24 protein-coding genes are annotated in these 24,351 nt (G+C 30.6%); 14 read left to right on the forward strand and 10 right to left on the reverse strand.

Going from position 1 to position 24,351, the window contains the following annotated elements; translation table 11 throughout:
• Window positions 1-423: 423 nt before the first annotated feature.
• The 10 genes from EAH69_RS02580 to EAH69_RS02625 all read left to right on the forward strand — a co-directional run bounded on the left by EAH69_RS02580 (window position 424) and on the right by EAH69_RS02625 (window position 8,397).
• Window positions 424-1,806 carry an NAD(P)-binding domain-containing protein gene (locus EAH69_RS02580; RefSeq protein ID WP_121933634.1) on the forward strand — a complete coding sequence of 461 codons (1,383 nt, stop codon included), beginning with the start codon at window positions 424-426 and terminating at the stop codon, window positions 1,804-1,806.
• 129 nt (window positions 1,807-1,935) lie between these two features.
• Window positions 1,936-2,547, forward strand: coding sequence for a trimeric intracellular cation channel family protein (locus EAH69_RS02585; RefSeq protein WP_121933635.1), 612 nt, complete (start codon window positions 1,936-1,938; stop codon window positions 2,545-2,547).
• Window positions 2,548-2,662: 115 nt separating this feature from the next.
• Window positions 2,663-3,271, forward strand: coding sequence for a trimeric intracellular cation channel family protein (locus EAH69_RS02590; protein WP_121933636.1), 609 nt, complete (start codon window positions 2,663-2,665; stop codon window positions 3,269-3,271).
• Entirely contained in the window at window positions 3,271-4,200 is a 930-nt protein-coding gene (gene hutG / locus EAH69_RS02595) for a formimidoylglutamase (protein WP_121933637.1), read from the forward strand. Before EAH69_RS02590 ends, hutG begins: the two co-directional genes overlap by 1 nt.
• 124 nt (window positions 4,201-4,324) lie before the next feature.
• A complete protein-coding gene (locus tag EAH69_RS02600) occupies window positions 4,325-5,191 on the forward strand; it encodes a sigma-70 family RNA polymerase sigma factor (RefSeq protein ID WP_121933638.1) in 867 nt (288 codons plus the stop codon).
• A 68-nt stretch (window positions 5,192-5,259) separates the two neighbouring features.
• Window positions 5,260-5,652 (forward strand): hypothetical protein, encoded by a 393-nt coding sequence (locus EAH69_RS02605; protein ID WP_121933639.1) that lies wholly within the window; start codon window positions 5,260-5,262, stop codon window positions 5,650-5,652.
• Between the two features lie 46 nt (window positions 5,653-5,698).
• The gene (locus tag EAH69_RS02610) at window positions 5,699-6,283 is read left to right on the forward strand and encodes a hypothetical protein (RefSeq protein WP_121933640.1); all 585 of its coding nucleotides are present in this window, start codon (window positions 5,699-5,701) and stop codon (window positions 6,281-6,283) included.
• A gap of 84 nt (window positions 6,284-6,367) precedes the next feature.
• Entirely contained in the window at window positions 6,368-7,015 is a 648-nt protein-coding gene (rpe, locus tag EAH69_RS02615) for a ribulose-phosphate 3-epimerase (RefSeq protein WP_121933641.1), read from the forward strand.
• Between the two features lie 300 nt (window positions 7,016-7,315).
• Window positions 7,316-7,816, forward strand: coding sequence for a regulatory protein RecX (locus tag EAH69_RS02620; protein WP_121933642.1), 501 nt, complete (start codon window positions 7,316-7,318; stop codon window positions 7,814-7,816).
• 26 nt (window positions 7,817-7,842) lie between these two features.
• Window positions 7,843-8,397, forward strand: a complete 555-nt coding sequence (locus EAH69_RS02625; protein WP_121933643.1) for a hypothetical protein — start codon at window positions 7,843-7,845, stop codon at window positions 8,395-8,397.
• 214 nt (window positions 8,398-8,611) lie between these two features.
• Here the strand turns inward: EAH69_RS02625 and EAH69_RS02630 are convergent, their stop codons facing one another.
• The 6 genes from EAH69_RS02630 to EAH69_RS02655 form a co-directional block, all read right to left on the reverse strand.
• On the reverse strand, window positions 8,612-9,244 hold the full coding sequence (locus EAH69_RS02630) for a CatA-like O-acetyltransferase (RefSeq protein WP_121933644.1): 633 nt from the start codon (window positions 9,242-9,244) through the stop codon (window positions 8,612-8,614).
• Between the two features lie 45 nt (window positions 9,245-9,289).
• Window positions 9,290-10,201 (reverse strand): DMT family transporter, encoded by a 912-nt coding sequence (locus EAH69_RS02635; protein ID WP_230466680.1) that lies wholly within the window; start codon window positions 10,199-10,201, stop codon window positions 9,290-9,292.
• A gap of 228 nt (window positions 10,202-10,429) precedes the next feature.
• Window positions 10,430-11,968, reverse strand: coding sequence for a serine hydrolase (locus EAH69_RS02640; protein ID WP_121933646.1), 1,539 nt, complete (start codon window positions 11,966-11,968; stop codon window positions 10,430-10,432).
• A gap of 361 nt (window positions 11,969-12,329) precedes the next feature.
• A complete protein-coding gene (gene lepA, locus EAH69_RS02645; RefSeq protein WP_121933647.1) occupies window positions 12,330-14,126 on the reverse strand; it encodes a translation elongation factor 4 in 1,797 nt (598 codons plus the stop codon).
• A 142-nt stretch (window positions 14,127-14,268) separates the two neighbouring features.
• Window positions 14,269-14,697 (reverse strand): hypothetical protein, encoded by a 429-nt coding sequence (locus EAH69_RS02650; protein ID WP_121933648.1) that lies wholly within the window; start codon window positions 14,695-14,697, stop codon window positions 14,269-14,271.
• A gap of 28 nt (window positions 14,698-14,725) precedes the next feature.
• A complete protein-coding gene (locus EAH69_RS02655; RefSeq protein ID WP_121933649.1) occupies window positions 14,726-15,751 on the reverse strand; it encodes a homoserine O-acetyltransferase family protein in 1,026 nt (341 codons plus the stop codon).
• 98 nt (window positions 15,752-15,849) lie between these two features.
• Between EAH69_RS02655 and EAH69_RS02660 the strand changes: the two genes are divergently transcribed.
• Together EAH69_RS02660 and EAH69_RS02665 are read left to right on the forward strand one after the other, a co-directional pair.
• The gene (locus EAH69_RS02660) at window positions 15,850-16,290 is read left to right on the forward strand and encodes an OsmC family protein (protein ID WP_121933650.1); all 441 of its coding nucleotides are present in this window, start codon (window positions 15,850-15,852) and stop codon (window positions 16,288-16,290) included.
• A gap of 9 nt (window positions 16,291-16,299) precedes the next feature.
• Entirely contained in the window at window positions 16,300-17,463 is a 1,164-nt protein-coding gene (locus EAH69_RS02665) for a trans-sulfuration enzyme family protein (RefSeq protein WP_121933651.1), read from the forward strand.
• Between the two features lie 45 nt (window positions 17,464-17,508).
• Here the strand turns inward: EAH69_RS02665 and EAH69_RS02670 are convergent, their stop codons facing one another.
• The 4 genes from EAH69_RS02670 to EAH69_RS02685 form a co-directional block, all read right to left on the reverse strand.
• The gene (locus EAH69_RS02670; RefSeq protein WP_121933652.1) at window positions 17,509-18,078 is read right to left on the reverse strand and encodes a hypothetical protein; all 570 of its coding nucleotides are present in this window, start codon (window positions 18,076-18,078) and stop codon (window positions 17,509-17,511) included.
• A gap of 10 nt (window positions 18,079-18,088) precedes the next feature.
• Window positions 18,089-19,297, reverse strand: coding sequence for an acyltransferase family protein (locus tag EAH69_RS02675; protein ID WP_121933653.1), 1,209 nt, complete (start codon window positions 19,295-19,297; stop codon window positions 18,089-18,091).
• A gap of 78 nt (window positions 19,298-19,375) precedes the next feature.
• Complete coding sequence (locus EAH69_RS02680; protein WP_121933654.1) at window positions 19,376-20,524, reverse strand: DEAD/DEAH box helicase; 1,149 nt, start codon at window positions 20,522-20,524, stop codon at window positions 19,376-19,378.
• A gap of 738 nt (window positions 20,525-21,262) precedes the next feature.
• The gene (locus EAH69_RS02685; RefSeq protein ID WP_121933655.1) at window positions 21,263-22,279 is read right to left on the reverse strand and encodes a threonine aldolase family protein; all 1,017 of its coding nucleotides are present in this window, start codon (window positions 22,277-22,279) and stop codon (window positions 21,263-21,265) included.
• A gap of 89 nt (window positions 22,280-22,368) precedes the next feature.
• Between EAH69_RS02685 and EAH69_RS02690 the strand changes: the two genes are divergently transcribed.
• Window positions 22,369-23,040 (forward strand): response regulator transcription factor, encoded by a 672-nt coding sequence (locus EAH69_RS02690; protein WP_121933656.1) that lies wholly within the window; start codon window positions 22,369-22,371, stop codon window positions 23,038-23,040.
• 2 nt (window positions 23,041-23,042) lie between these two features.
• On the forward strand, window positions 23,043-24,320 hold the full coding sequence (locus tag EAH69_RS02695) for a sensor histidine kinase (protein ID WP_121933657.1): 1,278 nt from the start codon (window positions 23,043-23,045) through the stop codon (window positions 24,318-24,320).
• Window positions 24,321-24,351 lie beyond the last annotated feature (31 nt).

Raw genomic sequence — 24,351 nt, forward strand, 5'->3', positions numbered from 1 at the left:
TTAGGGAATAGCAGTGGAAATCCTTTGCTTTTTATCTTAGATTCTTTTACAAACATAGAATGACAATAGGATATTAATTTTACTTAAAAAATTATGGAGAAGCAAAAGATTGGAACGGATAGCCCGACCGAGCGTAGGAATTTTTTACTATTTAATTATAATTTTGTTGGCGAGGGAACGCCTAGAGAATATGATTATTTGTTTGTTAGCTAAATTTTTAGTATCTTCAAAAATATTTTTGAATAAGATTTATTCATCAAGAGATGTTCTATCTCTTAATTAGGTGCAGGTTATTGCACGTTCTATTTTTTCATTATAAAATAGAATTTTTGAAATTCTATATCAGGTCGTTTCAGACAAAAATAATCAGTTACTATCACGGGATAGTTGAGTAGTTCATATAAGTATAATTAAAAACAATTCATGGGTTTAAAAGTAGGCATTATCGGTGCTGGACCAAGTGGTTTAGCTATGTTAAGAGCATTCGAGTCGAAAGAAAAGAAAGGTAACAAAATTCCAGAAATTAAATGTTTTGAGAAGCAAGACAACTGGGGAGGAATGTGGAATTACACTTGGCGTACAGGTGTAGGTAAATACGGAGAGCCGTTACACGGCAGTATGTATAAATATTTGTGGTCGAATGGACCAAAAGAATGTTTAGAATTTGCGGATTATACGTTTTCTGAGCATTTTGATCAAACAATATCTTCTTATCCACCGCGAGAAGTTTTGTTTGATTATATACAAGGAAGGATTAAACAAAGTAATGCACGAAAGTACATACAGTTTAATACCGTTGCAAGGTGGGTAGATTATGTAGAAGAGAAGAAGCAATTTCGTGTTGTTTTTGATGATTTAAAGAAAAATGAAACTTTTGAAGAGTTTTTTGATTATTTAGTTGTCGGAACAGGGCATTTTTCTACACCAAATATGCCTTATTTTAAAGGAATAGAAAATTACACAGGAAATGTAATGCATGCGCATGATTTTCGTGGTGCAGATCCTTTTATTGATCAAGATATTTTGTTGATTGGTAGTAGTTATTCTGCAGAAGATATTGCCGTACAATGTTATAAACACGGTACTAAGTCAGTTACGATTTCATATCGTACGAATCCGATTGATTGTAAATGGCCACAAGGGATAGAAGAATTACCTATGGTAACACATTTTGAGGATAAAAAGGCTTTTTTTAAAGATGGAACTGTAAAAGAGTTTGATTCTGTTATCATGTGTACAGGTTATCAACATAAGTTTCCATTTTTACCAGATAATTTACGTCTAAAAACCAAAAATTGTCTGTATCCAGAAGGGATGTATAAAGGTGTAATATCAGATGTTAACGCTCAATTGTTATTTTTGGGAATGCAAGATCAATATTATACATTCAATATGTTTGATGCACAAGCATGGTTTGCACGAGATTATATTTTAGGTCGAATTAATTTACCTTCTAAAGAAGCTATTCAGACTGATATTCAAAAATGGATGGAAGATGAAAGTAAATGTATTTCAGCAGATGATCATGTCGATTTTCAAACAAATTATATTAAAGATTTGATTGAATTAACTGATTATCCAATGTTCGATTTGGATAAAGTTGCCGAAATGTTCAAAGTTTGGCTAAAAGATAAAGAACAAAATATTTTGACTTATCGCGATAAAACATTTACATCTGTTATGGATCAAACTAAAGCAGAAAAACATCATACACCTTGGATGAAAGAATTGGATGATAGTTTAGAACGATATTTAGATGAAGATCCAATTGATGAAAAAGAGTTAGAAAAAACAAATTATTATTAATACAATCAAAAAGACTAACAATTATGTTGGTCTTTTTTTATTTTTCGATTGTATATTTAAACCTCATTTTTAACAATGAAAAATGATTCTTTTGAATCTTTTAACTCAATATGATGTAATACAATAGAAATGGAAATTCAATATTACTTCGAGATTTTTGGAGTTATTTTTTATGGAATATCAGGGGCATTAGCTGCAGATGAAAAATCAGGTAAAGATTGGTTTGGAGTAACATTTACCGCATTTATAACCTCTCTTGGTGGGGGAACAATTCGTGATGTATTGTTAGGTGCTTATCCCATTATGTGGATTAAAGATGTGAATATTCTATATGCCGTAGCAGCAGGAATTATTTTAGCTGCTATATTCTATGATTTCTTTTTAAAATTAAGGAAAACATTTATGTTATTTGATACATTGGGTATTGCTCTATTTACAATAGTTGGTGTTGAGAAAGCATTAGGATTAGGAGTAAGTCCGGTAGTTGCGATTATTATGGGGATGTTTACAGCTATTATGGGTGGTGTTATTCGTGATATGATGATTAACGAGTTACCAATTGTATTTAGAAAAGAGATTTATGCTTCAGCCTGTTTAGCAGGAGCAGTTTTATATGTCGTATTAGATTCTTTAGAAATTGATAGAACATTTAATTTCTTTATAGCAGGTGGTTTAATTGTAGCTATAAGATTAGCAGCATTAAGATACAACCTGTCTATACCGAAATTTAAAAGTCATTAAAATATTCAAATGTTAAAGTGAAGCTAAAAGCTTCACTTTTTTATTGTTAAAGGGTATATCTAATTTCATTATTAAGTAAATATTGTCCATATTTGTCGCCCTTTATAAAAAAAATATGCAAATACAATATATATTCGAATTAATAGGAACATTAGCTTTTGCTATTTCTGGAGCAATGGCTGGAGACGAACGTCAAAAGCATGATTGGTTTGGTATTACATTTATAGCTTTTATTACAGCAATAGGTGGAGGAACTTTACGTGATCTATTTTTGAATAGTTATCCATTAGTATGGTTCAATGATATGAATATCATTTATACTATTTTCTTAGGTATTTTATTACCAGGATTATTCTACAAATATTTCGTTAAATTAAGAACAACATTAATGCTTTTCGATACATTAGGGATAGCATTATTTACAATTGTAGGTTTAGAAAAAGCTCAATCATTAGGAGCTAATGATTTTATTTCTGTCGTGATGGGAATGTTCACAGCCGTTATGGGAGGAGTTATTCGTGATACGATGATTAACAAAACACCAACGATTTTTGTCGAAGAAATTTATGCAACAGCATGTATTATAGGAGGTATTACTTATTTAATTTTAGATGATTTAGGTATCGATCGAAATATTAATTTTATTATTTCAGGTAGTTTAATTGCGGTTATTAGAATTATTGCAGTTAAATTTAATCTATCATTACCAAAATTTTATAAATAATGCAATTAACACCTTTTGATACTACGATTTGGACAGGACGATTTGATACTGAAGATGGAGAATTAGGAAATAGAATTCATCAGATTATAACACCTTTTAAAGATGGAGTATCAAATTCAAAGGTTATTGTAGGATTCTGCTCAGAAGAAGGTGTAAATAGAAATAAAGGTCGTTTAGGAGCGAAAGAAGCTCCTGATACGATTCGTAAAGTGTTAGCAAATTTACCTGTACATTTTTCAAATCAAAGTATTTCAGATTTTGGAAATATAATAGTCGATGAAAATTTAGAAGCAGGTAGAGATAAACAGGTTGAAATTGTTTCAACTATTCTGAATCAAAATAATTTTCCTATTGTAATTGGCGGTGGACATGAAACTGCTTTAGGTGATTATTTAGCATTTATTAAAAATTCCCCTAAAAATAGTGCTGTAATTAACATTGATGCTCATTTCGATATTCGTATTCCAACAAAAAATTCTACTTCTGGAACTCCATTTTACGAAATGAAAAAATATTGCGACCAAAATAATTTAGCATTTAATTATTTAGCCATCGGAATACAAGAATTAGGAAATACGAAAGCTTTATTTAATAGAGCTGATGATATGAAGGTTGATTATATTTTGGCAGATGAAATTCATGCTAACTTTAATCGAGTTTTAGACGAAATTAAAATTTATATAGAACAATTTGAAAATATTTATATCACATTAGATATGGATGTATTTGATGTAGCATATGCGCCAGGTGTAAGTGCAACTACAATTAACGGTTTAACACCTTTTCAAGTAAAATATATTTTAAAACTTTTAAAGAAATCAAACAAGGTTAAAATCTTTGATATTGTTGAAGTTAATCCAACTTTTGATCGTGATAATCAGACTTCGAAGTTAGCTGCTCACATGATTTATGAAGTTTTAAGAGACTAAAATAAAATATTTTACAATATTTTGTAACCTTTTTTGTTTTTCTACGTATATATTATAAAGAGCCTATTCAAAAGGGCTTTTTTATTCAAACAATCATTCATATAAAAAGGAGGTTTTTAGTTAAATGAGACAGCTTAAAATTACAAAGCAGGTAACAAATCGTGAAACTGCGTCGTTAGATAAATACTTACAGGAGATTGGTAAAGTAGATTTAATTACAGCAGAAGAGGAAGTAGAATTAGCACAACGCATTAAAGCAGGTGATCGTGTTGCCTTAGAAAAATTAACAAAAGCAAACTTACGTTTCGTTGTATCTGTAGCGAAACAATACCAAAATCAAGGGTTAAGTTTACCAGATTTAATCAACGAAGGAAACTTAGGTTTAATTAAAGCTGCACAACGTTTTGATGAAACTCGTGGTTTCAAATTCATTTCATACGCAGTATGGTGGATTCGTCAATCGATCTTACAAGCGTTAGCAGAGCAATCTCGTATCGTACGTTTACCATTAAATAAAATTGGATCTATTAATAAAATTAATAAAGCATACGCTTTATTAGAGCAAGAACATGAGCGTGCTCCATCTGCTGAAGAGATTTCTGAAGTTTTAGATATGTCTGAAGGTGATGTTAAAGAGTCGATGAAAAACTCTGGTCGTCACGTATCGATGGATGCTCCATTAGTAGAAGGTGAAGATTCTAACTTATATGATGTATTAAACATCGGTGAGTCTCCATCTCCAGATATGCAATTAATGATCGAGTCTTTACGTGTAGAGATTGAGCGTGCATTACAAACGTTAACTCCACGTGAGGCTGATTTAATTCGTTTATACTTTGGTTTAAATGGACAACACCCAATGACTTTAGAAGAAATTGGAGAAACTTTCGATTTAACTCGTGAGCGTGTTCGTCAGATTAAAGAAAAAGCAATTCGTCGATTAAAACACACTTCAAGATCTAAAATCTTAAAAACGTACATCGGACGTTAATAAAATAAAGAAGAGCAGCTTTTTTTAGAGCTGCTTTTTTAATTATTAATTTGTTATTTACTTATATTGTGAATTTAATATTAAAAGATAGAGATAAATCTCTATTCTTCTTTGAAAATACAAAGACAGACCCTCGTTTTGTTGGCGTATGGAAAGGTACAGATCATGGTAAATTTTTTAAAGGTGAAACAAACAGCTGGATTATTAATCGCAAGGCTGATGGTACAATGTATATAACTTTTAAAACGATACATGCTGATGATGAAGTTACCTATGCCGAAGAAAAAGGAGTTTGGTGTGTAATTGGTGATGAATATTTTGAGTTCAGAGAATCTGACCAAAATAAGGATCAATATTCATTCTTATTTTTATCAAATAATAGTATTCATTTTACTATTAACGAGGAAAAATCTGGCGAAGAACCATATAACTTCGTAGATTTTAAAATGTTGTTAGATTAATAAGTTTTATATCTATATTTATACAACAATATAGAATTAACATAAAATGAAAAAAACATTATTTACTCTATTCTTATCAACTACTATTTTCGCTCAAGAAAAAGCAACAGATCTTTTTAATGCAAACATCAGCTTTATAGGAATTGGGATTCAATATGAAAAAGCTTTATCTGATAATTTTACAGCTGTAGGTTCATTAGACTATATCGGAGGGTTCTCTTACTCTGAAGATTGGTCAGGAGAAAGTGATTTTGATTACATTTTAACAACAAGCATTGCTTTAGAAGGTCGTTATTATTATAATTTTGACCGAAGATTAGGTAAAGGAAAAAATACCAAAAATAATTCAGGAAATTATATCGCTTTAAAAGGAGATTATGTTCCGGATTGGTTAACAGCAAAAACTGATGATGTAACGATTAATCCACAAGGAACAATAACTATAAATTATGGACTAAAACGATCTTTTTCCCAAAACTTCTTTTATGAGTTTTACACAGGATTGGGTTTAGCTTTGTATCAAGAAACTTATGCAATACATGATTTCGAAAACTACACAACTTCCGAAGGAAAAAGAACTAATAATGGTTTTGCATTAGATTTGGGTTTTCGTGTTGGATATAATTTCTAAAAAATATAAATCGTTGAATATCTCAACGATTTTTTTATTTCCTTACCTTTGCACCACAAATACAAACAAACAAAAAATACAATTATGGCGATTATAGCACCATCAATTTTAGCAGCAGATTTTGGGAATTTAGCCAAAGACATCGAAATGGTAAACAATTCTCAAGCAGAATGGTTTCATTTAGATGTAATGGACGGCGTTTTTGTTCCGAATATTTCTTACGGAATGCCAATTATCGATAAAATTAATTCGTTAACAGACAAAGTTTTAGATGTACATTTAATGATTGTTGAACCAGATCGTTACATTTCTACATTCAAGCAAGTTGGCGCAGATATTTTAACGGTTCATTACGAGGCTTGTACACATTTACATCGTACAATCCAAGCCATTAAAGCAGAAGGTATGAAAGCTGGTGTTGCTTTAAATCCACACACGCCTGTTTCGGTTTTAGAAGACGTTATCAATGATTTAGATTTAGTATTAATCATGAGTGTGAATCCAGGTTTCGGAGGACAAAAATTCATTGAGAATACATATAATAAAGTATCTAAATTAAAACAAATGATTACAGAAGCTGGTGCTGATGTAATCATTGAAATTGATGGTGGAGTAGGTGTACAAAATGCATCTAAATTAATCGAAGCTGGTGCAGATGCTTTAGTTGCAGGTTCGGCAGTATTTAATGCAGAGAATCCTACAGAATACATTGCAGAATTAAAGAAAGCGTAAGTTTAGACTTATCAACATATGTTAAAAACTGAATCAGAAATGGTTCAGTTTTTTTATTTTTAGGGCGTTCCCTTCGGGCGGGCTTTCCGTTTTCAATCTTTTTTGCTCGACTTCGACAAGCTCAGTCACCGCTGAAAAAAAGGATTTCCACTTCAATCCCTAACGCTTTTTTTAAGTTTTGTTCTAAGTTCTGTTATACTGAGCTTTTCGAAGAAAATTGTATCGAGAAGTTAGACGATTTCTATCATTCATTAATTTTCTATTTCACAAATTATCACATTAACTGATTATCTTTGTCTGATGAATTTCACTCCAAAAGACAACTCAAAAAAAATCTATACGATAGACGAAATCAAAGATAAAATGGCGAAATATTGCCTTTATCAAGATCGTTGTCATTGGGAAGTGGAAAAAAAACTGCGCGAATTTGATTTGATTCCGGAAGCGAAAGATGAAGTTCTATATAAATTAATTCATTACGGATTTTTGAATGAAGAACGTTTTGCTTTTAGTTTTGTTCGAGGAAAAGTCAATCAAAAATTATGGGGAAGAAATCGACTTCGACAAGAATTAAAATTGCGACAAATTGATGGAAAATTAATTGATAAAGCATTTAAAGATGAAATTGATCCCGAAAAATATTGGAATAACTTAACCAAATTGGCTCAAAAAAAATATGATGCTTTATATAGCGAGCGTGAATCCTTTAAAAAAATCAATAAAATAAAAGCGTATTTGGCTTACAAAGGCTATGAATTTGATTTAATTAATGAAGCGATTCAAGTGATTGATAAAGATTAATTTTTATCTTTAGTCAAACACTTGATATGAAATTATTTTACGCTTTTCTAATTTTACTTTTTTTCTTTGGATGCAAAGAGAAAAAATCTACTTTCGAATCTAAAATAGAAATTCCGAAAGAAATCAAAGATGAAAAGTTTTATAATGCTTTAAGGCAATCTATTAATATTGCTGAAAATAATAATATAGATCCTATAACTATTTCACCAATTTTTACAGCTAATAATTTATATATCTATATTTCAGAATCTACAAATGATTGTTCATTCGGTAATTATTATAGTTTACCTCTTACGATAAATAAAAAGTATTATACGATTGATTTTATTATAAACGAATTCTTAACGAATCATATTGATACAGTTAATTTAAATTTTACTCCTTTAAAAATGGATATTGAATTCTTTTGTCACGAATTTAGTGGTTATGCTTTTCGATATCAAAAAAACGAAGTAGGAAATTATCAATTAAGAAAATTAGCACATTTTTACGATACGGATTATGATTTTGTTTTGAAAGAGGATAAACAATATTTTCCAATATTATATGAACCAGAAGAACCTGTTGAAGAAATTAAATAATAAATAAAGTCCGAATTTCTATGATAGAAATTCGGGTTTTTATAAAATATTCTTCATTCTGAACTTGTTTCAGAATCACATTTAGTTATTTATATCATGAGAAGCTGAAATAAATTCAGCTTGACAAATCTGTAGAAGTCATGTTTAACTCGTTTCAACATCACATCAGAATAAAAAAAACGAAATTCTAATCTCGAACTTCGTTTTTTCTATTTTAATATTTCATTAATTCTTTCTCAAAATTCGCTAAATAATTCGCTAAATGTAAACCATCAACAAAACCGTGATTCGCTTCTACAGAAACAGGCATATACATTTTATCATTTTGTTTGTACGCTTTCCCGAAAATAATACGAGGAATAGATTCTTTTGTTCCGAAGTTTGAAGGCTGAGTTAAACCTGTAAATCTTGACCAAGGAAAAGTCGAGTGACGAATTAATCCTAAAGTTAAATCTTCATTTTTAATGTGTAAACCAACACAATTTTCTACTTCGTTAATTTCTTGCTGAAGCTTCGTATTAAACGTTTCAAAATCTTCTGTAAATGGAATAAACGCAAAACCAAAAGTTCCGTCTTTACGTCCAATTGTCGTTCCGCAATCTATTTGATCGTAAATATAAATTTCTTCATCCTCGAAGCGATATTTAAATTCTTCGATTTTATTTTCAGCTAGCATCGAAGAAAAAAGATAAAGTGCAAAAAATGAAATTCCGTTTGCTTTAGAATAATTGTATGCATTTGTACATTCAACTTCCGCAACAACACCCACATATGGATTATCTAAATTAGAAAACAACTCGTAATGTTCTTTTCTATTCCAACCTTCCGCATTAAAAATTCGTTTCATTGCACAAAAATAAAACCTTCAAATCGAAATCTGAAGGTTTTTAAATTATGTTTTAATTTTCTTTTTTTCTTGATAAGCATCGCCAACAACATTAAGCGTAACACCCAGAATAATTAATAAAATTCCGAAAGCTAAACTCAAAGAAAAATCTTCGCCAAATAAAATTACACTTACTGCAACTGCAACAACTGGCTCAAATGCACCTAAAATTGATGTTGGCGTAGAACCAATGTATTTTATTGCATAGATTAATGCTATACTTGAAATTACAGTCGTAACAAAAGCAAACGTAAAGAAATTGAATGCTAAATTTATTGATGGCAACAAGAATGAATCTTTGTTAATAATCATTTTTACGGCATAATAAATAGTTGTAAATAAAAATGAATAAAAGCTTAAGGTGAATCCTTTTAATTCTTTTACGTTCGATTTGTTTACGGTTACGATATATAATCCATAACCTAAAGCGCTTATAAAAACGATTCCTAATCCGATAGGATTTAAATTAAATTCTCCATCTTTAAAACTTAATAATATTACACCTGCTAGAACAAATAGGATTGCAATTATTGCTGAAATGGTTAATTTTTCTTTAAAAAAAACAGCCATTATTATAGCAACTATCAAAGGATAAACAAATAGTAAGGTGGAGGCAATTCCGGGTGTTAAATAATCGTAACCTAAGAAAAGTGCCTCAGCAGAAATTGCATATAGTAATCCTAAAATAATTAAAACAGGAAGTTGTCTTAGATTAATTTTGATGGATTGTTTTTTAATTAATAAATACGTACCAACTATTAAAGCAGAAAATAAAAATCGATAAAATAATGTTGTATCTAACGAAAAATTTGCTTGTTTAATTGGTAAGATGAATAAAGGAATTAATCCGTATGATATAGACGAAAGTAATCCTAAAATATAACCTTTGAATTTCATGGTAATTTCAAAAAAAGTCATCCTGAATTTATTTCAGGATAACATTCATATATTATGAGAAGCTGAAACAAGTTCAGCTTGACATATTCTTCATTTTGAGTGATTTATTTTAAGAGAAATATTATTAAAATTTATAAAGTTCTCGACAAGCTCGAACTGACAATTGGTTTTATCATTATGAGCTTGTTGTATGAGCTTATCTAATTGTAATATCAAATTAAAACAAATCTAGCATAACTAATAAACTGATTATTTTCTACTAAAATCTAAATCGTGGAAGTCGTAACTAAAATCGGTCATCGGAGAAATCGCCTTCATTTTAAATCCAGCCAATTTTCCACCTTTCATTTCTGCAAAAACAAACGCATCTGCATGAAAATAACGATTGTTCCATTTTACAGCATACGTATTGTCTTTGTAATAGAACATTTCTCCTGTTAATTGTGGCGAACGTTTCGATTCGAAAATTAATTTTCCTTTTTTCTCGTAAATTTCCACATCACCAAACCAATTATCTTTGTACATTCCGACTAAAGATTTAGTATCAATTTTTAGCTTTTTATTTTTCTGATTCGCTTCAACTGTTTTCCAAACTTCGTCTGTAATCACATCAGCTTCAGCTGTACGAGATTTCATGATATTATCATAAAAACCAACCCAATCTTTTTCTGGATTTCCTAAATAAAAATCTTTAATTGTGTTTGAAACTGAATTAAAAGCAACTCCAGATTGTTGATTCGTTAAGACCACAATTCCTAAATTGATTTGCGGATACCAAATCGTTTGTGTTACGATTCCTTCTAAACCTCCAGTATGTGAAACTTCTAATTTTCCGTTGTAATCTTGCAATTGCCATCCCAAACCATAGGCTTTAAATAATGAATTATAAGGCTGATTTGTCGCAACTTTTTGTAAAGTTACTGGTGAAATCATTTCTTTCATTTGCTTTTCAGAAATGATTTGTTTTCCGTTTACTTTTCCTTTATTTAAATTGAATTGTAACCATTTTGCAACATCATCTACGTTAGAATAAATTCCGGCAGCAGCATCAAAAATGGTATTTGTATAACGATCAATTACTTGTAATTTCCCATCAATCGGAACGTGTGGATCAATCGTATTTTTTTTATCCGCTAATAAATGCCAATTCGCACCAGAATTTGTCATTCCGATTGGCTCTAATAATCGTTTTGTAACAAAATCTGTCCAAGATTGACCAGAAACACGTTCTACAACTTCACCTGCGATAATGTATAATAAATTATCATAATCATATTTTGAACGGAAATCTGAAACAGGTTTTAAATATTGAATATTATTTATGATGTCCTTCGGAGTGAAATTGTGTCCGTCAGGCCAAACCATTAAATCGCCAGCGCCTAAACCTAATCCGCTTCGGTGCGTTAATAAATCACGAATAGTGAATTCTTTTGTAACATATTCGTTGTACATTTTAAATTCAGGAATATGTTTGATGACTTTATCTTCCCAAGAAATTTTCCCTTCATCAACTAAAATCGCTAAAGCCGCTGCAGTAAACGCTTTTGAGTTTGATGCTATTCCGAAATTAGTTGAAGATTCAAGTTTTTCACCTGTTTTGATCGATTTTATACCGTAACCTTTTGAGTGAACAATTGATCCGTCTTTAGTTACGGCAACCGCGATTCCAGGAACGTCAAATGCTTTCATTGCATTTTCTGTGACTTGATCAATTTTTTGATTGCTTATATTTTGTCCAAAAGCCGAGATAGAGGCTAAAGTAATTGTTGTAAATAGAATGTTTTTCATGTTTAATCTGAATTGTAACGAAGTTAAGGAATTCAATACTTTTTTCTTGATAAAAAAGTATTCAAAAAATCAAGACTTTAAATCTATTTGACTAAAATTAAATATCATTCCAGAAATGAATTAAATGATTCACTATCGTTCACTAATTCATTTTAATCTTTCATTCTATTTAATTTATTAACGTCATATATTTAGATGTTAATTTTGTAAATATGATTATTAGAAAACAATTTGTCATTTTGAGTTTGTCGAAGAATTTTATATCTCGATAGATTTAATGTGATAATTTAAGAAGGAATAATAAAAAAATGGCCGCCTCAATTCGAGACAGCCATTTTATATTTATTTAAAATTAATAATCTTAATCGTTTAATTTTAATACTGCTAAGAAGGCAGATTGTGGAACCTCTACACGTCCAATTTGACGCATTTTTTTCTTACCAGCTTTTTGTTTTTCTAATAATTTACGTTTACGAGAAATATCTCCACCGTAACATTTAGCAGTAACGTCTTTACGTAACGCTTTAATTGTTTCACGAGCAATAATTTTCGCACCAATCGCAGCTTGGATTGGAATATCGAATTGTTGACGTGGGATTAATTCGCGTAATTTCTCACACATTTTTTTACCAATGTTGTACGCGTTGTCTACGTGAATTAAAGCAGATAAAGCATCAACTACATCTCCGTGAATCATAATATCTACTTTAACTAATTTCGATGCTTTCATTCCTGATGGCGCATAATCGAAAGAAGCATATCCTTTAGAAATTGATTTTAAACGATCATAGAAATCGAATACAACCTCAGCTAAAGGCATATTGAAAATCATTTCAACACGGTGTTGAGTTAAATAAGTTTGTGATTGTAACTCCCCACGTTTTTCGATACATAAACTCATTACTGGTCCAACAAATTCAGATTTTGTAATGATTGCTGCACGAATATATGGCTCTTCAACACGATTTAATCCTGATGGATCTGGTAATTCAGATGGATTGTGTACGTGAATTGCTTTTTCTGGATCTTTTTCTAAATACGCCTCGTACGATACGTTAGGTACAGTTGTAATAACTGTCATACCAAACTCACGCTCTAAACGCTCTTGAACGATTTCTAAGTGTAACATTCCTAAGAATCCACAACGGAAACCAAACCCTAAAGCAGCAGAAGATTCAGCCTCGAAAGTTAATGAAGCATCATTTAAACGTAACTTTTCAATCGATGCACGTAAATCTTCGTAATCTTCCGTATCTACAGGATAAATACCTGCGAATACCATTGGTTTTACCTCCTCGAAACCATCGATAGCTTCAGCAGCAGGATTATCAACTAGTGTAATTGTATCACCAACTTTTACCTCAGAAGCATCTTTAATCCCAGAAATGATGTAACCAACATCTCCAGTTTTAATCGTTTTCTTTTCTACTTGGTTTAATTTTAAAGTTCCAATTTCATCAGCAAAATATTTTTTATTTGTAGCCATGAATTTTACTTGGTCACCTTTTTTAATCTCACCGTTTACCACTTTGTAGAATGCTTCGATTCCACGGAAAGGATTATAAACAGAGTCGAAAATTAACGCTTGTAAAGGCGCTTCAGGATCACCAACCGGGGCAGGAACTTTCTCGATGATTGTGTGTAATAATTCTAAAACACCTTCACCGGTTTTACCAGAACAACGTAATACATCTTCTGGATCACAACCTAATAAATCAACAATATCGTCTGTTACTTCTTCTGGATTAGCAGAAGGTAAATCGATTTTGTTCAATACAGGAATAATCTCTAAATTATTTTCTAAAGCTAGATATAAGTTAGAAATTGTTTGTGCTTGGATACTTTGTGCAGCATCCACAATTAATAACGCTCCTTCACATGCTGCAATCGAACGAGAAACCTCGTAAGAGAAATCAACGTGACCAGGAGTATCAATTAAATTTAAAATATATTTTTCACCATCTTTTTCATATTCCATTTGGATAGCGTGCGATTTGATCGTGATACCACGTTCACGCTCCAAATCCATATCGTCTAAGGTTTGATTTTGTAACTCACGGGCTGAAATCGTGTTTGTTACTTGTAATAGACGATCGGCCAAGGTACTTTTACCATGGTCAATATGGGCGATAATACAGAAATTACGGATATTTTTCATACTCTTCTTGTCGAATAGGCAAAAATAATCTTTTCCTTTCAGAGTACAAGTATTTTAAAAAAGATTATGTGTTTATTTTTGAGATAAATATTACCAAATTGATATAAAAATAGCCTCTGAAATAACAAAGGCTTTGATTTACTTATTTTGATTGGTGATATCTAAATTGATAATGAATCTGAAAATCGATTGGTTTTCCATCATTTTTAGCTGGAATAAATTTTTTACCTCTGGATTCGTAATGTTTTTTGACACGATAAATATGTTTTAAAAAGAATTTAGCAGCTTCAGGATTACTATCTTTTGTATAACTAAAGTTTGCTAAATCTCCATTTTTAGTAACGGTAAAAACAAGCGTTGTTTGATTGATGTTATTATTCTCAATCCAAAAATGATCTTGTTCATAAAATTCTGATCTAATTTCATCAGATAACCTTTCGTAGAAACATTTCTTCAATTCGTCATTCGTTTTTTGTTTCTGACAACCAGGATATGTAGGGAATTTGAAATTTTCTTGTGCATTTATGTTAAGAGAACATAATAAAATTAGTAGTGGCAAAAAGTTTTTCATGAAGTAAATATAGAAAAAGAGAAATGAATTATATATTTCTCTTTTTCATCCAAAGATTTAGAATTTCTCTAATCTTCTCACTTTCAATTAGAAAACCATCATGACCATATTCTGAATCAATTTCGTGATATTCTGCATTTGGAATATGATTGGCTAAAAATTGTTGTTCTTGTGGCGGACATAAAATATCGGAACTAATTCCCATTACAATAGTTGGAATTTCAATTTGATTTAAAACTTCTTCAACTGAGTTTTTTCTGCCTCTCGCTAATTGGTGCGAATCCATCGCTTCGGTTAATTTATAATAAGATAATGCATCAAAACGACCTGCTAATTTCTGCGCTTGATATTTTATATAACTTGATGATTTATGATTTTGATGAATGTCTAAATCAATGTCACTTTGTTGAGCTTTAAACAATTCATAATTGCGATAAGTTAACATTCCTATTCCGCGAGCGGCTTTTAAACCTTTATCACCTATTCCAATTTCGCCTTTTATCCATTCTGGATCTGCTTCAATGGCTAAACGTTGCGCGGTATGTATGGCTTTTCCCCAAGCACTTTCTTCTGCTGATGTAGCAATTAAGAATAAATTTTCAATCGAAGATTGTTCATCAATAGTCCATTCTAAGGCTTGATAGCCGCCCATACTTCCACCAATTAAAAGTTTAATTTTATCAATTCCTAAATGAGTTTTCAATAACTGATGCGCTTTAACCATATCTCGAATCGTAAAAAAAGGAAAATCGATTCCATATTTTTGATTGGTAACAGGATTAATACTATTTGTAGAAGTAGATCCGTAAGGGCTTCCTATAATATTTGCACAAACAATAAAATACTTCGAAGTATCAAAAGTTTTTGCTTCTCCAACCAATCCATTCCACCAATCTTCGGCATCAGCAGATGCTGTTAAAGCATGACAAATCCATAAAACATTCGATTTATCTGCATTTAATTTTCCATAAGTGTAAAAAGAAATATTTAGTTCAGGTAAAATTCCGCCCATTTCTAAAGCAAATGGAAGAGAGTATAGAAAATTTTGTTTCATAAATTGATTTTTGATGAAAAATATTAGTAACGAATTGGTAATGATTTGTTTAAACAAATATAGATGGATTTCAGTAAATTGCATATAAATCAAAAAGTATGATAGAAATTAACATTTTATACCATAAACAAAGTGATACTTTTCTTGCAGATGACTTAAATGGAAATGTAATTACGTTTAAAGCAGACAGAGTAAATAATGATGTTGCACAAGAATCAACAGGAAAATCTTTAGGACCAATGGTTAGTTTATTAATGGCTTGTGGCGCTTGTAGTGGAATTGATATTGTGATGATATTAGAAAAACAACGTCAAGATTTTTCTGAACTAAAAATTAAAGTTTTTGGTGAACGAGAAAAGGATAAAACGCCTGCGGTTTGGGAGAAGGTAAAAGTTGAATATTATTTGAAAGGGGATTTTGATGATGCTAAAGCTGAGCGTGCTGCAGAATTATCTATAGAAAAATATTGTTCAGTATTAGAAACTTTACGACGTGCAGGAGCATCAGTTGAATATGAAGTTATTTTAAATCAAAACTAAAATCTATAAATGCATAAAATTACTCAAGCTATCCGAACACAATTAGGCCCAACACACGAACGTGAACACTCTAATCCTATATTTTTAACTAGTAGTTTTTGCTACGATGATGCAGAGCAAATGCGAGCTGTTTTTGCGGATGAGGTGGAAGCGAATATTTATAGTCGTTTTGTGAATCCAAATTCGAAAGAATTAGAAGAAAAAATGGCAATTTTAGAAGGAACTGAAGCTGCTTTTGCAGTAGCGTCTGGAATGGCTGCAATATCATCAACTTTTATGGCTTTGTTGAAACAAGGCGATACGATTTTAGCTTGCAATTCAATCTTTGGAAGTACACATACTGTATTAACGAAATATTTGCCAAAGTACGGAATCAACCATCGTTATGTTTCTGTAACTGCTTCGGAAGAAGAATGGGAGCAAGCGATTGATGATTCGGTCAAAATGATTTTTTTAGAAACACCAACTAATCCAGGTTTAGATATTATCGATTTAGAAATGGTTGGGAGAATTGCAAAAAAACATAATATTATTTTTGTGGTGGATAATTGTTTTGCGACACCTTTAATTCAGCAACCAAAAGAATATGGAGCCGATTTAATCATTCATTCGGGTACAAAATGGATTGATGGGCAAGGTCGTGTTTTAGGTGGAATCGTTTGTGGAACGAAAGAATTGGTGAAAGAAGTGTATGCATTTAGTCGTAGTTTTGGACCTTCAATTTCACCGTTTAATGCGTGGTTGTTATCTAAAAGTTTAGAAACGTTAGATGTTCGTATGGAGCGTCACGCTTCGAATGCTTTTTATTTGGCGCAACAATTAGAAAATCATCCAAAAATTGAATGGTTAAAATATCCACAGTTGCCATCGCATCCACAACACGAAATAGCAATGAAGCAAATGAAAAATGGTGGAGCGTTAGTGGTTTTTAATTTAAAAGGTGGAGTAGAAGCCGGAAGAAAATTTTTGAATAAATTAAAAATGTTATCGTTAACTGCTAATTTAGGTGATACACGAAGTATTGCTTCGCATCCAGCAAGTACAACGCATGCCAAGTTAACGGACGAAGAACGAATGAAGGTAAACATTACGCCAGGATTGATTAGAATTTCTGTAGGTTTAGAACATCGTGACGATATATTAGCAGATATTTTACAAGCTTTGGAAGGTTAATTAAAGAATATAGAAACAAAAAGCCGTTCTTCTGAACGGCTTTTTTTATTTTGAACCACTTAAAGTGACTAATCGAAACTTAAAATCTAAAATACTTACTTCTTCATTACCTTTTTCATCGTAAGTTGTTAGAATTTCTCCAGAACGTTGAAACTTATAATTTTTTGGTAAACCAAATTTTTGAATCAAAGGATCATACTTTAAATCTTCTTTTGTTCTTGAATTATAATAAGTCAAAGCTGATTTGAGATCAAATAATAAAGTATCTTGAATTTCATACAATTGTCCATTTTTGGAAATTAGATGTTCGTCGTATATGCACGAACAATATTTATCTTCTCCTACAAAAAAGCTAAAATCACTTGAACAATCATTCTTTTCTTGGGACGGTTTTAAATTCTCTAACCGATCTATAATAGAGTTAAATTCTTTTTCTTTGATTAAAACGATTTCAGAATCTTTATTATAATAAGCATTATTTTCTCCACATTTTGGTGGAATATTATAGTCTAAATAACTAGGAGAAAATGAAGCGATAATATCTTTTTTTTCTTTCGATTGTTCGCAGGAGATGAAAAATGATAGACAGAATATTCCTAAAATAAAATTCTTCATATGATAGCATTTAAACTTTAATGTAAATTTTCTTCAGATCTAACCAATAAGCTAAAGCCCAAAAGAAGCCAAGAAAAATTAAAGAATACACAAAAGATCCAACTTCAGGAATTCCAGGAATTTTAGCACAAATATTTTCATAAAACCATCCCATTGGAGAAATAAATTTAATTTGACCATCTTCTGTAAATCCATTTTCGATTCGTATTAAACCTAATAATCGAGGAAATAATCCACTGAAAGCAAAAATAAATAACGGATTTTTACCAAAGGCATCAAAGAATTTCATCACACCATTTTTAATGTTTAATAATTCAATAAACCAAATCATTGTTGCGATTGATAATAGAGATAATCCTGTGGTATGAATAACATAGGAACTGCTCCAAATCTTTTTATTGTATGGGAATTCCAATTGCCAAAAATAGCCAATGACTAAAGCAATTGTTCCTAAAACAAAAAGTCCAGCAACTAAGCGATAATTTGGTTGATTGGTTTCAGGTAAAGCTTTGTTCAGCCATTTTACATTCCCTTGTTTATTGATAAACATTCCAGCTAAATAACCTAATAAAACTTGTGGTATCGCATTAATTGTACTGTATAAACCTTCTGGGTCAAAAGGAATGGATTCGCCTTTGTATATATGTGATAAACCAAGAATTTGTGTGTCTATTTTAGTACCAATAAATCCTTCAATCGAATATGGATCTGATCCGCCTAAAATATTTGTTACTAACCAACAGCTAATTAATATTCCACCCGAAATCCATAACACCATTTTTTCTTTAAAATAAAAAGCAATGACCGAAGCGAAGAAATAAGCAATTGCAATTCGTTGTAAAACGCCCATTATTCGGATTCCGTTTTCATTAGATTCTTGCCAAGCTTTAAACACTAATTCGTTATTTTCCCATTTAAAAAAAGGAAACCAGTTGATGAATAATCCAATCAAGAAAATTAGAATCGTTCGTTTAATTACTTTTTTCCAAAACTCTTGTTGAGGTTGTTGCTTGAAACGCGGAATCACAAAAGCCATTGCATTACCAACAGCAAATAAAAAGAATGGAAAAACTAAATCGGTTGGTGTACATCCGTGCCATGGCGCATGTTGTAATGGCGCAAACATATAGCTCCAACTTCCAGGATTGTTAACCAAAATCATTAAAGCAACTGTGGCACCTCGAAATACATCAAGGGAATAATAGCGTGGTGGTCTCATGTGTTATAATAATGTTCTAAAATATAAAAAAATCCACCCGATTATCGAGTGGATTTTAAAATTGTATTGTAATTTATTTTAGTAACCGTGTAAGTTTACATCGTCTGTTGATTCAATTTCAACTTTTTTACCCATTTTCTTTTGGATAACTTTAAAGTGATGTAAATCTTCTTCTGTTAATAATGTAATTGCTTTACCTGTTTGATTTGCACGACCTGTACGACCAATTCTGTGAACATAATCTAATGGTGAGCGAGGTAATTCATAATTAATTACAGTTGGTAATCCTTCAATGTGGATTCCACGACCAATTAAATCTGTTGCTACTAAAACATGGATATCACCTAATTTAAAATCTTCTAAATTATCCATACGTGCACCTTGGGATTTTTTTGAGTGAATTGCCATCGCTTTGATTTTATTCTTCTTCAATTTTTCAACTAAATTATCAGCTGTTCTTGTTGAAGAAACAAAAACTAAAACTTGTTCTAACTCTTGTGATTTAATTAAATAACGTAAAAAAGGTCCTTTTGTTTCTGCATCAACTTGGTAAGCAATTTGCTCGATATTTTCAATCGTTTCTTCCTTGTTTTCGTTTTTAACTTCAATAACTTCAGGATTAATTTTTAAAGTAGATTTAATTTCTTCTACTTTATCATTTAATGTTGCCGAAAATAATATAGATTGTTTTTTAGCAGGAACAGCTTTTAAAATTTTAGCCATTTCATCACCAAAACCTAATTGAAACATTTTATCAGCCTCATCAATAATTAAATATTGTAATTGATCTAATGTAAACGCATTGTGATCCATTAGATCTAATAAACGACCAGGTGTTGCAATTAAGATTTCAGTTCCATATAAATTTTTCATTTGTGGATTGATAGAAGTTCCTCCGTAAACTGCTTGTGTTTGCACTTCGCGGCGCAATGCTTCTTGTAATCCTGCAAAAGTTTGCTCAATTTGTACAGCTAATTCACGTGTTGGTACTAAAATTAAAGCTTTGATAGCTCTTGATTTTTCGTACTGTTGATGTTGAATTTTCTGTAATAATGGAGCAACAAAACATAACGTTTTACCTGAACCAGTTTTTGCAATTCCCATCACATCTTTTCCTTTTAAAATTGATGGAATTGTTTGTTCCTGAATTTCGAAAGGTTTTAAAAATCCTAATTTAGAAATTGATTTTGCGATATATGGTGATAATCCTAATTTTTCGAACGACATAAATTTAATTAAAGTACAAAGGTAAGTTTTTTAGATAGGATTTTGTTTGAAATAAAATTCTTCCTTAAAATGTCGTTTTATACTAAGTGATGTATTTGTCATTTCAATTGAAAATCTTTGATTTTAGTATCGAGAAATAAGACGAAATTTTATTATAGGTATTTTAGGTTTATAGAAGAATCAAGATTAATATTCATTTTTTCCTTGATGAAAAAACGAATCAAAAAAATCAAGACTTTAAATCTACTTGACTAAAATTAAATATCATTCCGGAAATGAATTAAATGATTCGCATTCGCTCACTAATTCATTTTAATCCTTCATTCAATTTAATTTTTTAACGTCATAGATTTATATGTCGTTTTAAATTTTTATTAAAATGAGTTTAGATGTGATGTATTTGTCTTTTCGATTGAAAATCTTTGATTTTAGTATCGAGAAATAAGACGAAATTATATTATTGGTATTTTAGGTTTATCGAAGAATCAAGATAAATATTCATTTTTTCCTTGATGAAAAAACGAATCAAAAAAATCAAGACTTTAAATCTACTAGACTAAAATTAAATATCATTTCGGAAATGAATTAAATGATTCGCATTCGCTCACTAATTCATTTTAAACCTTCATTCAATTTAATTTTTTAACGTCATAGATTTATATGTCGTTTTAAATTTTTATTTGAATAAGAATATAATTCTTTAAAAGAAAAAATCCTCCAAAATTTGGAGGATTACTATTAGATTTGATTTAAAAATTGATCGACTTGTTCTTCTGGTGTTGCCCAAGAAGTAACTAATCGAATGGCTGATGAGTTTTCATCCACTTTTTGCCAAATAAAGAAATCAAAATTTTCTTGTAATTGTTCAATTAAATGATTCGGGAAAATCGGGAAAATTTGATTCGAAGATGGCTCAGTTAAAAAAGAAAAACCTTTGGAAGTAATTTCATCAGCTAATTTTTTTGCCATCGCATTGGCATGTTTTCCCATTTCGAAAAATAAATCATTCTTAAAAAGTTCAGCAAACTGAATTCCAATCAATCTTCCTTTCGCTAACATTCCGCCGCGTTGTTTGATATGAAAGCGAAAATTTTCATTCAATTCTTGATCATTTATAATGATTGCTTCACCAATTAAAGCTCCATTTTTTGTTCCACCAATATAAAATACATCAGTCAAATGTGCCATGTCTTCTAATGTCAAATCGCATTTTGATGAAGTTAAAGCCGATCCTAAACGAGCGCCATCAACAAATAAGTACAACTTATTTTCCTGGCAAAATTGATATAAATCCGTTAATTCAGATTTTGTATAAACACTTCCAACTTCGGTAGAATTTGAAATGTAAACCATTTTAGGTTTCACCATGTGCTCATCTGTATGAAGATTTAAAACTTCTTGTACTTGTTGTGGTGTAATTTTCCCATTCGATGTTGGTATCGTATTTACTTTATGACCAGTTGCTTCAATTGCTCCGGTTTCATGCACCGCAATATGTCCTGAATCTGCTGCAATAACAGATTCGTAAGGTCGTAAAATAGACGAAATCACAATTAAATTAGCTTGCGTACCACCAGAAACAAAATGTATAGCAGAATCTCTCTGAATATATTCTTTTATTAAAGCTCGTGCTTCATTACAAAAAATATCATCACCATAACCAACAGTTTGTTGCAAATTGGTTTCAATTAATCGTTGCAAAATAACAGGATGCGCACCTTCGCTATAATCGTTTTTAAAACTATATTTTGTCAAAATAGAATATGTAAATTTGAGTATAAAATTAAGGATTCCTAAATTATTCCAGATTTAGAATTTAATTTTATTTCCAAAATAAAATTGTCATGAAAGTATTAGTTGTTGAAGATGAAATTGAATTACAAAAAACAATCATCGAATTTTTGAACCAAGAGAAAATTCTTGTAGAAACGGCGAGTACTTATAAGGAAGGATTGGATAAAATAATTTCTTTTGATTACGATTGTATTTTGTTGGATATGATGTTGCCGGATGGTAATGGAATGGATTTATTGAAAGAATTACGTCGATCAAATAAAAATACTTCGGTTATTATTTTGTCAGCAAAAGATTCTGTCGAGGATAAAGTGGAAGGTTTATTGGTTGGTGCGGATGATTATTTGGCAAAACCTTTTCATTTTGCTGAGCTTTATGCCCGAATTAAAGTTGCTATGAGAAAAAATGCGCAGCATGGAGAAAATAGTATCAATTATAAAAATATTGAACTTTTTCCGGAAGATCGTCGTGTTTTAATCAACGGAATTGAAATAAAATTGAATCGAAAAGAATATGATTTATTGTACTATTTTTTACTTCGCCCTGAAAAAGTTTTTCAGAAAACAATATTGGCAGAAAGTGTTTGGGGCGATCACATAGAAATGGTAGACAATCTTGATTTTATTTATTCTCAAATTAAAAATTTACGTAAAAAATTAAAAGATTCAGGTTCAGAAGCAGATTTACAAGCAGTTTATGGCGTTGGATATAAATTGATATAAGGATGAAAATTTCACTTAAAAATTATACGTTCAGGTATTTAACAATTTCGCTTTTAGCTATTATTGGAATTTGGGCATTTTTATTTCGTTCGTTTATTTTGGATGAGGTTTATGATAATGTTGATGATGGTTTAAAAAATCAGAAAATTGAAATTATTAGACATTCTTATATTGATTCAGAAATTGTAAAAACAAACGATTTCGGATTGGCTCAGTTTCGAATTCTACCTGTTGCTGTAAGCGATTACAATGAAATGAATCGATTTACAAACGAAAAAGTTTTTATGCCTTATGATGGTGAAGATGAACCTTATCGTATTTTACGCACAGGATTTTATGGCAAAAACGGGCAACCTTATTCATTAGAAATTAGAACGTCTACGGTAGAAGAAGATGACTTGATTTACGATTTAACGATTTCATTAGTGGTCTTATATCTTCTTATTTTAATCAGTATTTTATTGATCAATCATTACGGCTTAAAAAAAGCTTTTTTACCTTTTGAATTGATTTTAAAACAACTTCAAACGTATCGTTTTGGTCAGGCGATTCATTTAGAAAAAGTAGAGACGAATGTAAGAGAGTTTAATATTTTACAGAATGAAATTTCTACGATGATTGAACGAAATGAAAAAGTTTTTAGCGATCAGAAATTATTCATAGAAAATGCATCGCACGAGTTGCAGACGCCAATTGCAATTGCTTCCAATAAAATTGATTTGATTTTAGAAAACGAAGAAATTAAAGAATCAACCTATTTGCAATTAGTAGAAACGAAGAAATCGTTATGGCGAATGGTGAATTTGAATAAATCTTTATTGATGCTTTCTCGTATCGAAAATCAACAATATCAAACAAAAAAAATGGTCGATTTTGTTCCGATTGTAAATGAACTTTTAGAAGATTTTGAAATGATTTTTGAATTGAATAATATTAATTTAGAAACTCAACTTTCAGCAAGTTTTATTGTTGAATTTAATCAAGATTTGGCGCATATTTTAATTTCTAATCTTTTACGAAATGCGATAAAACATAACAATAAAGACAAAATAATTAAAGTAGAATCGAATGCTGATGAATTAATTTTTTCAAATTCGAGTGATGCTACAACTTTAAATGTGGATATAATTTATAATCGTTTTTATAAGCAAGGTTCGCAATCGGATAGCAATGGATTAGGGCTTTCAATCGTGCAAACAATCATCAATAATCAAAATACTTTAAAGTTGGATTATCAATTCAGAAATGGTCTTCATCAATTTATTTTGAAAAAAGTTTAAATCTGAAATTTATTCCTAATTCTTTCCTAAT

This window comes from Faecalibacter macacae, from assembly GCF_003687725.1.
Taxonomy (GTDB): domain Bacteria; phylum Bacteroidota; class Bacteroidia; order Flavobacteriales; family Weeksellaceae; genus Empedobacter; species Empedobacter macacae.

Coding starts and splice junctions, on each gene's coding strand:
- EAH69_RS02580 (WP_121933634.1), top strand. CDS start 424: ATGGGTTTAAAAGTAGGCATTATCGGTGCTGGACCAAGTGGTTTAGCT.
- EAH69_RS02585 (WP_121933635.1), top strand. CDS start 1,936: ATGGAAATTCAATATTACTTCGAGATTTTTGGAGTTATTTTTTATGGA.
- EAH69_RS02590 (WP_121933636.1), top strand. CDS start 2,663: ATGCAAATACAATATATATTCGAATTAATAGGAACATTAGCTTTTGCT.
- hutG (WP_121933637.1), top strand. CDS start 3,271: ATGCAATTAACACCTTTTGATACTACGATTTGGACAGGACGATTTGAT.
- EAH69_RS02600 (WP_121933638.1), top strand. CDS start 4,325: ATGAGACAGCTTAAAATTACAAAGCAGGTAACAAATCGTGAAACTGCG.
- EAH69_RS02610 (WP_121933640.1), top strand. CDS start 5,699: ATGAAAAAAACATTATTTACTCTATTCTTATCAACTACTATTTTCGCT.
- rpe (WP_121933641.1), top strand. CDS start 6,368: ATGGCGATTATAGCACCATCAATTTTAGCAGCAGATTTTGGGAATTTA.
- EAH69_RS02620 (WP_121933642.1), top strand. CDS start 7,316: ATGAATTTCACTCCAAAAGACAACTCAAAAAAAATCTATACGATAGAC.
- EAH69_RS02625 (WP_121933643.1), top strand. CDS start 7,843: ATGAAATTATTTTACGCTTTTCTAATTTTACTTTTTTTCTTTGGATGC.
- EAH69_RS02630 (WP_121933644.1), bottom strand. CDS start 9,244: ATGAAACGAATTTTTAATGCGGAAGGTTGGAATAGAAAAGAACATTAC.
- EAH69_RS02635 (WP_230466680.1), bottom strand. CDS start 10,201: ATGACTTTTTTTGAAATTACCATGAAATTCAAAGGTTATATTTTAGGA.
- EAH69_RS02640 (WP_121933646.1), bottom strand. CDS start 11,968: ATGAAAAACATTCTATTTACAACAATTACTTTAGCCTCTATCTCGGCT.
- lepA (WP_121933647.1), bottom strand. CDS start 14,126: ATGAAAAATATCCGTAATTTCTGTATTATCGCCCATATTGACCATGGT.
- EAH69_RS02650 (WP_121933648.1), bottom strand. CDS start 14,697: ATGAAAAACTTTTTGCCACTACTAATTTTATTATGTTCTCTTAACATA.
- EAH69_RS02655 (WP_121933649.1), bottom strand. CDS start 15,751: ATGAAACAAAATTTTCTATACTCTCTTCCATTTGCTTTAGAAATGGGC.
- EAH69_RS02660 (WP_121933650.1), top strand. CDS start 15,850: ATGATAGAAATTAACATTTTATACCATAAACAAAGTGATACTTTTCTT.
- EAH69_RS02665 (WP_121933651.1), top strand. CDS start 16,300: ATGCATAAAATTACTCAAGCTATCCGAACACAATTAGGCCCAACACAC.
- EAH69_RS02670 (WP_121933652.1), bottom strand. CDS start 18,078: ATGAAGAATTTTATTTTAGGAATATTCTGTCTATCATTTTTCATCTCC.
- EAH69_RS02675 (WP_121933653.1), bottom strand. CDS start 19,297: ATGAGACCACCACGCTATTATTCCCTTGATGTATTTCGAGGTGCCACA.
- EAH69_RS02680 (WP_121933654.1), bottom strand. CDS start 20,524: ATGTCGTTCGAAAAATTAGGATTATCACCATATATCGCAAAATCAATT.
- EAH69_RS02690 (WP_121933656.1), top strand. CDS start 22,369: ATGAAAGTATTAGTTGTTGAAGATGAAATTGAATTACAAAAAACAATC.
- EAH69_RS02695 (WP_121933657.1), top strand. CDS start 23,043: ATGAAAATTTCACTTAAAAATTATACGTTCAGGTATTTAACAATTTCG.